The sequence below is a fragment of the Pseudomonas cavernae genome, assembly GCF_003595175.1.
Lineage (GTDB): Bacteria > Pseudomonadota > Gammaproteobacteria > Pseudomonadales > Pseudomonadaceae > Aquipseudomonas > Aquipseudomonas cavernae.
This window is the reverse complement of the sequence record NZ_CP032419.1, coordinates 1415393-1427363: the sequence shown is the minus strand read 5'-3', so window position 1 is coordinate 1427363 and position 11971 is coordinate 1415393. Positions and strand designations below refer to the sequence as shown.

Annotated in this window: 11 protein-coding genes; 4 read left to right on the top strand and 7 right to left on the bottom strand. The window is 65.3% G+C overall.

Features of this window, described 5'->3' with window-relative positions; genetic code table 11:
* Positions 1-26: 26 nt before the first annotated feature.
* Positions 27-410, top strand: a complete 384-nt coding sequence (locus D3880_RS06570; protein ID WP_119892688.1) for a hypothetical protein — start codon at positions 27-29, stop codon at positions 408-410.
* Between the two features lie 177 nt (positions 411-587).
* On the opposite strand, the gene D3880_RS06565 is transcribed toward D3880_RS06570, so the two are convergent.
* The 6 genes from D3880_RS06565 to D3880_RS06540 all read right to left on the bottom strand — a co-directional run bounded on the left by D3880_RS06565 (position 588) and on the right by D3880_RS06540 (position 6185).
* Positions 588-797, bottom strand: coding sequence for a cold shock domain-containing protein (locus tag D3880_RS06565; RefSeq protein WP_119892687.1), 210 nt, complete (start codon positions 795-797; stop codon positions 588-590).
* A 209-nt stretch (positions 798-1006) separates the two neighbouring features.
* Entirely contained in the window at positions 1007-1981 is a 975-nt protein-coding gene (locus D3880_RS06560) for a DUF4340 domain-containing protein (protein WP_119892686.1), read from the bottom strand.
* Between the two features lie 13 nt (positions 1982-1994).
* Positions 1995-3833, bottom strand: coding sequence for a Gldg family protein (locus D3880_RS06555; RefSeq protein WP_119892685.1), 1839 nt, complete (start codon positions 3831-3833; stop codon positions 1995-1997).
* A 10-nt stretch (positions 3834-3843) separates the two neighbouring features.
* Positions 3844-4575 (bottom strand): ABC transporter permease subunit, encoded by a 732-nt coding sequence (locus D3880_RS06550; RefSeq protein ID WP_119892684.1) that lies wholly within the window; start codon positions 4573-4575, stop codon positions 3844-3846.
* Positions 4572-5495, bottom strand: coding sequence for an ABC transporter ATP-binding protein (locus D3880_RS06545; protein WP_119892683.1), 924 nt, complete (start codon positions 5493-5495; stop codon positions 4572-4574). The genes D3880_RS06550 and D3880_RS06545 overlap by 4 nt, the downstream gene beginning before the upstream one ends.
* Before the next feature lie 219 nt (positions 5496-5714).
* Positions 5715-6185, bottom strand: coding sequence for a YMGG-like glycine zipper-containing protein (locus D3880_RS06540; RefSeq protein WP_119892682.1), 471 nt, complete (start codon positions 6183-6185; stop codon positions 5715-5717).
* Between the two features lie 214 nt (positions 6186-6399).
* Between D3880_RS06540 and plsB the strand changes: the two genes are divergently transcribed.
* Both plsB and D3880_RS06530 read left to right on the top strand, forming a co-directional pair.
* Positions 6400-8883 (top strand): glycerol-3-phosphate 1-O-acyltransferase PlsB, encoded by a 2484-nt coding sequence (plsB, locus tag D3880_RS06535; RefSeq protein ID WP_119892681.1) that lies wholly within the window; start codon positions 6400-6402, stop codon positions 8881-8883.
* A gap of 110 nt (positions 8884-8993) precedes the next feature.
* Entirely contained in the window at positions 8994-9680 is a 687-nt protein-coding gene (locus tag D3880_RS06530) for a DUF4197 domain-containing protein (protein WP_119892680.1), read from the top strand.
* Positions 9681-10039: 359 nt separating this feature from the next.
* On the opposite strand, the gene D3880_RS06525 is transcribed toward D3880_RS06530, so the two are convergent.
* A complete protein-coding gene (locus D3880_RS06525) occupies positions 10040-10699 on the bottom strand; it encodes a hypothetical protein (RefSeq protein ID WP_119892679.1) in 660 nt (219 codons plus the stop codon).
* A gap of 221 nt (positions 10700-10920) precedes the next feature.
* Here D3880_RS06525 and D3880_RS06520 point away from each other — a divergent pair, with 221 nt between their 5' ends.
* Complete coding sequence (locus tag D3880_RS06520; RefSeq protein WP_119892678.1) at positions 10921-11379, top strand: hypothetical protein; 459 nt, start codon at positions 10921-10923, stop codon at positions 11377-11379.
* The last annotated feature ends 592 nt before the right edge of the window (positions 11380-11971 follow it).

Sequence of the window (11971 nt, the reverse complement as noted above, 5' to 3'; positions counted from 1 at the left end):
TTGCCTTCGGCGACAGGAACCCTGCGATGCGCCAACCGGATATCGAGATCTACCTCAAGGACGCCGACCACCACGCCATCACCGGCTGGCTGAGCCAGGCGCTCGGCCCTTGTTCCGAATGGCGACAGAAGGGCCAGACCTACAAGTGCGACGTCGACAGCGCCGCCGGGGTGATTCCCCTAACATGGCTGCCGAAGGCGGTCGGCAAGTGGCACAGCCTCTATCTGGACAGCCCGCACACGCCCTGGCCGGACGATCTGGCCTGCGCCCGCGCAGCCTTCGCCGCCCTCGGCGTGGAAGTCCGCTGCGCGCCTGGCAGCTGGCAAGAGGATGAAAGCGACGAAACCGCCGACCGCTGGATCCGGGTCAGCGCCGATGGCGAGGAAGAGATCGTCTGGCGCACCAGCTGAACTGAGTAACCCGTAGGATGGGTCGAGCGCAGCGATACCCATCTTTCGCTCCCGGAGCGACCGCTTGTTGGGTATCGCTGCGCTCCACACCAACCTACAACTCGTAGCCCGATGCCCCTACGAACCGTAGAAAAACAAAAGGCCCGTCACTGACGGGCCTTTTGTTGTTCCGGACGGTTAAGTCCGGGAAACGTCTTCAGCCTGCGGGCCTTTCTGACCATCGATCACGGAGAACTCAACGCGCTCGCCCTCGTTCAGGGAGCGGTGACCCTCACCACGGATGGCGCGGTAGTGAACGAATACATCCGCGCCACTTTCGCGCTGAATGAAGCCATAGCCCTTGGCATCATTGAACCATTTGACGGTCCCAATCTCACGATCAGCCATTCCAACTCTCTCCAACTCGCATTTTATTATTGCCTCTGACGAGGTATCGACGGGTCAGTAACAACGCGCAGCTGCCGCCGCAAAGCAGACAATTGCATAACGCTCTTAAATGCCACCGCCAGCCGAGTATAAAGCAAGCGCAAAAGCTGAAAAGTACTTTTTCCATAAAGCCTGCAAGGCCCGCACTGCGCGCCTTGCAGGGCATTTCCTCACTTTTTCGCGAGCACGTCCTTGAGCGTTTTGGCCAGCGCCTGATACTGCCCCGGCTCGATCCGATACGCCCAATCGGCCTTGCCCGGGAGTTCCTCGGCGCTGAAGTTGCGCCGCTCTTTCAGGGTCAGCCAGTACTGCTCGCCCTGGACGTAGACGGCACCCTGCACCTGGCCGTCAGCAAAACTCTCCAGGACGAAATTGAGCAGCGCCGGCGCCTTGAACTGCACCTGCGTCAGCGGCGCGGCGTCGGCGAAGTCCAGGCGACCGAACAGGTTGACCATGCCGTTGGCCGCCGCTTCGTAGGGCAGCGGCTTGCCGGCCGGCAGTTGCGCGAGCCGGAAGTTCGGCTCGTCGGCCTCGGCGCGCAGCAGGGTCAGGCGCTGGCCATCTGCATAGCGCACTTCCAGGCGTTTGACGCTGGCGAAGGGAATCGCCGCGACCCGCCGATCCAGCCACTGCAGCTCCTCGACCGGCAGGTTGATCGGCTTGTCGATCAGCCACACCTGGTTGTCGCCGACCAGCCGCACCAGCTGACCACTGCCCTGCTGCGCCGGCTTGCCGACCAGCAGCGCCAGCGGCGGCGCGCCCGGCAGTTCGAGATTGATGCGCGTGGCGCGCTGCTCGCCTCTTTCCGCCAAGCCGAGCCGCTCATGCAGTTGCGGATTGCTGGTCTTGGCTTCGGCCTTCTGCGCCTCGCCCAGGGCCCGCAACAGGGTATTCACCGCGCCGACCGAGGCCGGATAACCGGCCTTGGCCGGCACCACCCAGGTCTGCTCACGGCGCTCTAGACGCACCGGCGTCTGCTCCGGGCTGTCGACCTCGACGGCGCTGACCTCGGCCAGCCGGCCCTGCAAGGACGGCAGCAACGGCACGCGGCTGACTGCGACCGATGCCGGCTTTTGCAGCCAGAAGTACGCGCCGCCCAAGCCGAGGATCAGCAGCGCCAGCAACAACAGCGACTTGCGTCCCATCTCGCGCCCTCCCTCAGGCGTGCCGGCGGCGGCGCCACAGGCCCAGGGCCAGGACGCCCAGGGTCAGCAGCGCCGGTACCAGCACGATGTTGGCCAGTTTCAGGGTCCGCCCCAGCGCCTCGATGTTGGCGTTGAGCTGGTAGCGCACCTCGCGCAGTTCCTTGCGCAGCTTGACCCGCTCCTGGATGAACTGCTGCACGGTGGCCTGCTGTTCCGGGGTCAGCTCCAGCACCTTGCTCGGGTCCTGCTTCTGCTGCAGGGCGGCGAGCTTCTGCTCGGTGGCGTTGAGCTGGGTCTGCAGGGCCTCTTCCTTCTCGCGGAACTGCACCTCGGCATCGCGCTGGATCGCTTCGACCACGGTGAACGGACGGCTGAAGCGGCCGCGCGAACGCACGCTGATCAGCGCATCGGAGCCGGCCAGGTTGTCCAGCGCGTTGATCGCGAAGCTGCCGTTGTCGGCCCATGGCTGGGGCACGCGCTGGCCGAACATCTCCTGCACCTGCACCCACATGCGGTCGGTGAGCATGTCGGTGTCGGCGACGGCGATGACGTTGATGCTGGCCGCCTCCTTGAGCCCGTCCTTCTGCCCTTCGATGCCGTTGGGGAAGGCGCTCTGCGCCGGGCCGCTGATGCGCGCGGCGACGGCGTAACGCTCACCGGTCGGCTGCAGCTCGCGGATCAGGCTTTCCGGGTTCTGCAGCATGGCGAAGCGCTGGGCGTCGAACGGCATGGCGTACTGCGAGCTGTGGATCAGCGGGGTGAAATGGGTCTTCGCCCCTTCCACCGGCTCGAGGATGCCGGCGGTGGCCACGGTGATGTTCTCCAGGCCGGCGGTGCTGACATCGCTCTGATCGATGGCATTCTTCGGCAGATTGAGCCAGGCGGCATGGCGCACCGCGCGCTGGCCCTGGCCCATGCTCACGGCCATGGCGTAGGAGCCGTCACCGAGCACCTTGTCCGGCACCATACGCAGGCCCCAGGCCTTAAATAGCGGGTCGAGGTCGGAGGCCTTATCGGCGCCACCCATCTCGCCCGGCATCGGCATGCTGTGATCGGCCTCGCTGTAGGGGTCGACGAACACCAGCAGCTTGCCGCCGCGCAGGACGAACTGGTCGATGGCGTACAGGGTCGGTTGCGGCAGGTTCTTCGGATGCACCAGCAGCAGCACCGAAACCGTCTCGGGAATGCGATCGAGGCCCGGCTTGAGGCTTTCCACCTTGAACTGCTGGCGCAGATCCTCCATCACCATCCACGGCGAGGTGGGTTGCTGGCTGGCCATGTCGAAGCCGCCATTCAGCGGCAGGGTCGAGAGCACGCCGACCACCGGCAGCTCCGGCTTGGCCAGGCTCTGCACCAGACGGCTGATGTCGTACTCAAGGAACTCCTCGTGATCGAGGGGGAAGAACGGGATCACCTGGGTGTCATCGACGCTGTTGGTGCCGGCCAGGCCGAAATACACCTGGTCGCCGCTCTGGTTCAGCGGCACCGCCTGCAGGCCGAACTGGGCGGCGCGGTCCTCATCCTCGGAAAACGGCTCGGGATCGACGATGTGCAGCTTGAGCTTGCCGTCGGCCTCGCGCTCGTAGGCCTTGAGCATCTCCTCGACGCGGCGGGCGTAGTTGCGCAGCTGCACCACGTCCTTGGTGGCCTTGTCGGAGTAGAAGAAGTACAGGTTGATCGGCTCGTCCAGCTCGCCAAGGATCTTCTGGGTGCCGGCGGAGATGGTGTAGAGCTTCTGTTCAGTCAGGTCCAGGCGCGTATCGGTGAGCGCCAGGCTGGAGAACATATTGAACGCGAGAAACGCCAGGGCGATCAGCAGCAGCCCGACGCTGGAAAACATCAACTTCTTCATGCGGGCATCCTCAGTCGGCTTTCTTCAGGTCGACCACTACGGCGGTAGCGGTCAGCCAGGCGGCGATCAGGCTGACGAAAAACAGCAGGTCGCGCAGGTCGATCACGCCCTTGCTGATCGCGTCGAAGCGGGTCAGGAAGCTCAGCGACGCCACCGCATCCACCAGCCACTGCGGCGCCCAGCTGAAGCTGTCGAGCACCATGGGGAAGCCGCTGACGATGAACAGGAAGCACATGCTCACCGCGAGGATGAAGGCGATCACCTGGTTCTTCGCCAGCGCCGACATGCACGAGCCGATCGCCAGGTAGGCGCCGGCCAGCAGCCAGCTGCCGATGTAGCCGGTGACGATCGCGCCGTTGTCCGGCTCGCCCAGGTAGTTGACGGTGATGATCATCGGGAAGGTCAGCAGCAGCGCCAGACCGGCGAACACCCAGGCGGCGAGGAACTTGCCCAGCACCGCTTCGGTACGGGTGATCGGCAGGGTCATCAGCAGCTCGATGGAGCCGGACTTGCGCTCCTCGGCCCACAGGCGCATGGCGATGGCCGGGATCAGGAACAGGTACAGCCAGGGGTGGAAGTTGAGGAACGGCGCCAGATCGGCCTGGCCGCTCTCGAAGAAACCGCCGAGGTAGAAGGTGAACACCCCGGACAGCACCAGGAAGATCAGGATGAACACGTAGGCCAGCGGCGTGGCGAAATAGCTCGCCAGCTCGCGCTTGAAGACTACCGGCAACTGCTTCATACCATCTCCCCCCGGGTCAGGCTGCGGAACACTTCATCGAGACGGCCGCGCTCCACGTTCAACTCCTTCACCGCCCAGCCGCGCTGGGCCAGCAGCGCATTGACCTGCGGGAAGATCACCTGGCCGGGCTGCGCCAGCACCGTCAGGCTGTTTTCCAGTGCGTTGATTTCGACCCCGGCGACGCCCGGCAGCGCGCCGAGCGCGGCCTGATCCAGCGCCTCGGCGCCGACCAGGGTCACCGCCTGGTGGTAGCGCGAGCGGCTTTCCAGCTCGAACGGCGTGCCGTCGGCGAGCAGCTTGCCGTGGGCGATCACCACCGCACGGCTGCACACCGCCGTCACTTCCTCGAGGATGTGGGTGGAGATGATCACGATCTTGTCTTTGGCCAGGCTCTGGATCAGCCCGCGCACCTGATGCTTCTGGTTGGGGTCGAGGCCGTCGGTGGGCTCGTCGAGGATCAGCACCTTGGGATCATGGAGGATCGCCTGGGCCAGGCCAACGCGGCGCTTGAAGCCCTTGGACAGGGTCTCGATGGACTGCTCGAGAACCTGTTCCAGCTCCACCTGCTCGACCGCCAGCGTCACCCGCCGGCGCTTCTCGGCGCCGCGGAAACCACGGATTTCGGCGATGAATTCGAGGAAGCCGCGCACCGTCATGTCGCCATAGCAGGGCGCGCCTTCCGGCAGGTAGCCGATCTGCCGCTGGGCCTTGATGGTCTGGGTCTGGATATCGAAACCGAGGATGCTCGCGGTGCCGGAGGTCGGCGCCAGAAAACCGGTGAGCATCTTCATGGTGGTGGATTTACCGGCGCCGTTCGGCCCCAGGAAACCCAGCACTTCCCCCTCTTGAACACGGAAGGACAGGTTGTCCACCGCAATATGCTGCGCGAATCGTTTCGTTAGATTTTTTATTTCGATCATGGTCTCTCACCATCACGATGAAAAACCCCTCTCGCCACCCACGAGCACAGCGAGATGGGTCTTGAAAATGCCGGCGGACTATAAGGAGTGCCACCATGGCAATGCAAGACAGCCGAAGTTTCCGGAAGTTGCAGATGAAAGCTGGAAATTCAGACGGTCAGAAAGCCTGTAAGACGTTGCCCCGGGCCGTTGCGGCCCGGGACGAACGTCACGTGCCGCTCAGGGCGTGACCTGATAACCACGCCCCTGCAGGCAACTGGTATAGGCCGTCGCACTGGCCGAACTGGCCGTCTGCTGCTGAGTGCGGCGATCCTGGCGGCGCTCCTGGCGCTGGTGCATGCCGCCGACCACCGCACCGGCGGCGGCGGTTTGCTCGGCGCGGTTCTGCCGGTAATCGCGCTTCACATCGTCGTCGACCCGGTCATACACCTCGTCATGTTGCCGTCCGCGCACCTCGGCCCCTACCGCGCCGGCCGCCGCCCCCGCCGCCGCGCCCCGCACGCGCCCACCGACGTGCGCGCTGCTGGTGCTCGACGCGCTACTGGCCGAACTCGCCGCGATGTTCTGGCAATCGCTCATGTCCTGCTGCACCTGCTGGGAACTCTGCCCCTGGGTGGGCACCACCGTCTGCGCCTGGACGCTGGCGGCGAGCAAGGCCGCCACCAGGCAGACTCCGGAAAAGCTCTTCATACCTACCTCCACTGGCTGCAAAGCCTTGGTTGCCACGGTGCTGCCTGCGTGGCAAACCCCGAACTGAAAGGATAGCCAGCGATCCCCTACACGGCCGCCAATCTCGGGCACATCCGACTAACCGCCCGCCCGGGCTTTTGCTGCGCCTGCGCTAATCCGGCACACTAGCCGGCCCGAGCGCACGCTCGTTCCACAATCAGCAGTAGATTCCGTAATGACCCGCTCGCCGTTCCACCGCCTCGTGTTTGGCACCCTGCGCCGCCTGCTGTACCTCTGGGTGCGCTCGGAAACCATCGCCCAGTCCGCCTTCAGCCTCAAGCTCGACCGCAGCAAGCCAGTGCTCTATGTGCTGCAGCAGCCGTCGCTCAGCGACCTGGCAGTGCTGGATCACGAATGCAGCAAGAGCGGGCTGCCACGGCCGGTGCTGCCGGTGGCGGTCGGCGGCCTGCAGGAGCCAGCGGCGTTCTTCTACCTCAACCGCGAGGCCGACTGGTTCGGCCGCCAGGACAAGCGCGGCGCCTCGCCGACGCTGGTGCGCCTGGTCAACGCCATCGGCCAGTACGCCGCCGAGGATGCGCAGATCGTGCCGGTCAGCGTGTTCTGGGGTCAGTCGCCGGACCGCGAGACCAGCCCGTGGAAACTGCTGTTCGCCGACAGCTGGGCGGTCACCGGGCGCCTGCGCCGGCTGCTCAACATCCTCATCCTCGGGCGCAAGACCCGCGTGCAGTTCGCCGCGCCTATCCACCTGCGCGAGCTGGTCGAACAGGGCAAGGGCCAGGAGCGCACCCTGCGCATGGTCAACCGCATCCTGCGCGTGCATTTCCGCAACCAGAAGACCGCGGTGATCGGCCCCGACCTGTCGCACCGGCGCAACCTGGTCAAGGGCCTGATCCACGCGCCGCTGGTGCGCCAGGCGATCAACGACGAGGTCGAGCGCGAGAAGATTTCCGTCGAGAAGGCCGAGGCCCAGGCGCTGCGCTACGGCAACGAGATGGCCTCGGACTACGCCTACACCGTGGTGCGCGGCCTCGAAGTGCTGCTGTCCTGGTTCTGGAACAAGCTCTACGACGGCATCAAGCTCAACAACCTCGAAGGCGTGCAGCACATCGCCCAGGGCCACGAGGTGATCTATGTGCCCTGCCACCGCAGCCACATGGATTACCTGCTGCTGTCCTACCTGCTGCTGCGCAACGGCCTGACGCCGCCGCACATCGCCGCCGGCATCAACCTCAACATGCCGCTGATCGGCAGCCTGCTGCGCCGCGGCGGGGCCTTCTTCATGCGCCGCACCTTCAAGGGCAACCCGCTGTACACCGCGGTGTTCAACGAATACCTGCACACCCTGTTCAGCAAGGGCTTTCCGGTCGAGTACTTCGTCGAGGGCGGGCGCTCGCGCACCGGCCGCACCCTGCAGCCGAAGACCGGCATGCTGGCCATCACCCTGCGCAGCTTCCTGCGCTCGCATCGCTTGCCGGTGGTGTTCGTGCCGGTGTACATCGGCTACGAGCGGGTCTTGGAGGGCCGCACCTATCTCGGCGAGCTGCGCGGCGCGACCAAGAAGAAGGAGTCGATCTTCGACCTGTTCAAGGTGCTCGGCGCGTTCAAGCAGCGCTTCGGCCAGGTCGCGGTGAACTTCGGCGAGCCGATCCGCCTGGGCGAATTCCTCGACCAGCAGCAGCCCGGCTGGCGCCAGCAGGAACTCGGCCCGCAGTTCCGCCCGGACTGGCTGAACGACACCACCAACCGCCTGGCCGAGCGCGTGGCCCAGCGCCTCAACGAGGCGGCGGCGGTCAACCCGGTCAACCTGGTGGCCCTGGCGCTGCTGTCCACCGGCAAGCTGGCGCTCGACGAACGCGCCCTGGTGCGCGTGCTCGACCTCTACCAGAGCCTGCTGCGCCAGGTGCCCTACTCGCCGCACACGACCTTGCCGGAAGGCGACGGCCAGGCGCTGATCGAGTACGTCAAAGGCATGCAGCTGGTCTCCGAGCAGAAGGACGCCCTCGGCAAGATCTTCTATCTGGACGAGCAGAACGCCGTCCTGATGACCTACTACCGCAACAACGTGCTGCACATCTTCGCCCTGCCGGCGCTGCTCGCCAGCTTCTTCCAGAGCAGCGCGCGGATCAGCCGCGAACAGATCCTGCGCTTCACCCGCGCGCTCTACCCCTACCTGCAGTCCGAGCTGTTCATCCGCTGGTCGCTGGACGAGCTGGATGCGGTGGTCGATCAATGGCTGGTGGCGCTGGTCGAGCAGGGCCTGCTGAAGGTCGAGGCGGACGTCTACGTGCGCCCGGCACCGAGCTCACGGCAGTTCGTCCTGCTGACCCTGCTCTCGCGCGCCATCGTGCAGACCTTGCAGCGCTTCTACATGGCCACCGCCCTGCTGCTCAACGCCGGGCAGAATGCCATCAGCGCCGAGGAACTGGAGGACCTCTCCACGGTGATGGCCCAGCGCCTGTCGATCCTGCATGGCCTCAACGCCCCGGAATTCTTCGACAAGACGCTGTTCCGCCACTTCATCCAGACCCTGCTGGACGAGGGAGTGCTGCGCCAGGACGAAGCCGGCAAGCTCAGCTACCACCCGCTGCTCAGCGAACTGGCCGAAGGCGCCGCCAAGCGCGTGCTGCCGGCGGAGATTCGCCTGTCGATCCGCCAGGTGGCGCTGGAACGTAGCGACGAAGAGGCTGTGCCGGTCTAATCAGCCTTGCCAGTCAACACTGGTAGCCCGGATGCAATCCGGGCTACGCAAGATATTGCACAGACTCTGAACCGGCTCTGCCGCCCTTCCCCCGAGAACGGACACTCCCGATGAAAACCACTCTTGCCCGCGTCGCCCTGCTCGTTGGCCTCAGCCTATCCGCCAACACCTTCGCCCTGTCGCTCGCCGATCTCAGCCAGAGCGACGCCAGCGGCGGCCTGAAGGACGCCCTGACCCAGGGTGCCAAGGTCGCCGTGCAACAGCTCGGCAAGCCCGGCGGCTTCAGCAACAACCCCGAGGTACGCATCGAACTGCCGGGCAACCTCGGCAAGGCGGCCAAGACCATGAAGCTGATGGGCATGGGCGCCCAGGTCGAGCAGCTGGAAAGCAGCATGAACCAGGCCGCCGAGGCCGCCGTGCCGCAAGCCCAGGCGCTGCTGGTGGAGGCGGTGAAGAAGATGACCGTGGAGGACGCCAAGGGCATCCTCAGCGGCCCCGACGACGCCGCCACCCAGTACCTGAACCAGAGCAGCCGCGAACAGCTGCGCGCCAAGTTCCTGCCGATCGTCAAGCAGGCCACCGCCAAGGTCGGCCTGGCCCAGCAGTACAACGCCTTCGCCGGCCAGGCGGCGAGCTTCGGCGTCGGCAACGCCAAGACCGCCAGCATCGAAAGCTACGTCACCGAAGAGGCGCTGGACGGCCTGTTCAAGATGATCGCCGAACAGGAAGCGAGCCTGCGCCAGAACCCGGCCGGCGCCGCCACCAGCTTGGCGAAGAAGGTCTTCGGCGCGCTCTAAGAGCTTGTCTCGGATCTCGCGAGCTAGAGCGAGACAAGGCGCAACGCAGTAACAGCCGAAGGCTGGTCAAAATAGCTGAGGAAGCGGAGTTTACGAGCTGTAAATAAGCATGACTCGTTGCACTCGCCCTTTGGGTCGCGCTGAAGCGCGTTAGCGGCAAGCCGCTTTCCGAGGTTGTTTTTAACGCAGTGTCGCCGACGCGCAGCAGATCCGAGACAGGTTCTAAGCCGCGCTTGGCCCGCGCACCGGGTTGCGCCGGGATGTCTGCACTGATCCGCGGTACTTATAAATACGGCGAGCCCGACCGCTCTACCCGGCCTGGCCCGCCTGCACGTTGCTAGCCGTGGCGGCCTCGCCCGTCAGTCGGCGGCAAAGCAGTACAGCAGCCCCGCCCCACCCGAGCCGGCCAAAGCTTCAGCGCTGCAGCCCCGCGAAGGGTGCGAGGAGTTCCACGAGCGGGCCGGCGCATCGTCACGCAGCCCTATGCGGTCGTGATGGCCGACCTGGGCCGCCCCGTCGGCGCCGCTGGTCCAGTTGCGGCAGGTATGGTCATCGCTACCGGCGAACGCGGTGCCGTCCGCCTGCGAGCCGGTGAGGATGTCGTGCATGTTCGGCGTATCGCCGCGGCCCTTGACCGCCGCCCCGTGCTCGTCCAGGGCGGTGTCCTTGCGCAGCTGGTTGTCGCCGTGCAGTTGCGCGACATCGCGGGCGATGACCACGCCCTTGGCATTTTGCCAGGGCCCCGGGCCGATGCGATCGCGCGCATTGACCGCCGCCGCGCCACCACTGGCACTGCTGCTGAGGTAAGCGCGCCAGGTGTGCTGGCCCGCGCCGACGGCCGAGGCCAGCGCCTGGCAATGCTGGTCGGCGCCGGCCAGACCGCCCAGATCGGCGCCCTTGCCCAGGCCCTGGCTGGTGACGAAGAAGGTCATGTCCGCGGACTGGGCCTGGCTGGCGAAACTGCTGAGCAATACCAATAGGGCAGCCGGTAAGACGAGAGTCACAATCATCTTTTGCATACAGTCCTCCTGCAGGTAGCGAGTCCCAAGATGGAATGTTGAGCCTAGACGCGCCACCCAGGCTCGCTGCCACCTTCCGTCGCCCTGCTGCCTGGCTACATGGCTCGCCGCTTGGCGATCGAGCGTAAGCCTGCACCAGGACGATCGGCGCTTGCTCGCCCGGCCCGGCGCTGCAACCGCTACTATTGGCCAACCGCACGCCAGCCATCGCCGAGAATGCAATGAACAACCGCAACGACAAAGTCACCCCGCAGGAAGAGCCCACCCAAGCGGAAATCGACCCGGCCAAGCGCAGCGCCGCACGCACAGCCATCCTGAGCCACGCCGACGCCCGCGACTGCACGGTCTATCGCCCGGACGAACAGGACCCCGAAGCGGATCACGAGGAAATGGGCGATGCGAAACTGCTGTTCGTCGGCCAGTTCCAGGCCCCCCAGGACTGGGACGCCAAGGATCGGGAAGAATTCTTCGGCGATCTCGACCCCGAGCTGTTCATCGAGGCGTTCATCGAGTGCGAGGCGGCCCCGGCGTCCAAGGGCTTCTTCGCCGCCGAAGTCGGCGATTATGTGGCGGCGATGCCGGGCGGCGGACATGTCGTCATGTACCAGGTGTTCGATTACTACGAAGACGAAAACGGCAGGAAGTGCGTCCTGGTGCAAGACCCCGACCCCATGCTGTGATCCGCCTGCAGCGGGCCTGAGGCAATCAGGCCCGACCTACCTACGCCCAGCCGTACATCCCCCGCCACAAGCCAATCGTGCCGGTTTCGCCGAAGAAGCCGGCCTCCAGAGGCTGCGATGCCCTGGTTGCGAAATTGTGCCTCGCTTGACCACCGGCTTGCATTGCCACTGACCAGTCATTTGCATTCGATGTGACCACGCCTTGGCAAAGGGGATGACCACTTACGCGGCCCACCCGGCCGGCTCAAAACGTCCCTCTATAGGGCGCTCGAACACATTCACTGGTCGATCGGTAAGGCTCGCACTTGAGCTCGTCACCACTGAGCATCCAATGCGCAGCTTCAGAAGGCAGGGTCTTGGGGAAAGGATGTTTGGCCTAGGGTCTGTTGACGTTTCGTCACGGCCGCGACGGAGCCTGTTTTTGCGCGGGGCTAGGCGCGAGACGTGAAGTTTGGTCGTTCCAAATGAGCGTCGCGCAACGACGCGCCGCGCAAAAACAGGCCCGTCCCTGCGGGTTGTGCGGCAAATGGCGCCATGCGTCGTTGCGGGACTTGGCAAGGGAACGACCATTCCCTGCGTCCCGCGCCTAGCC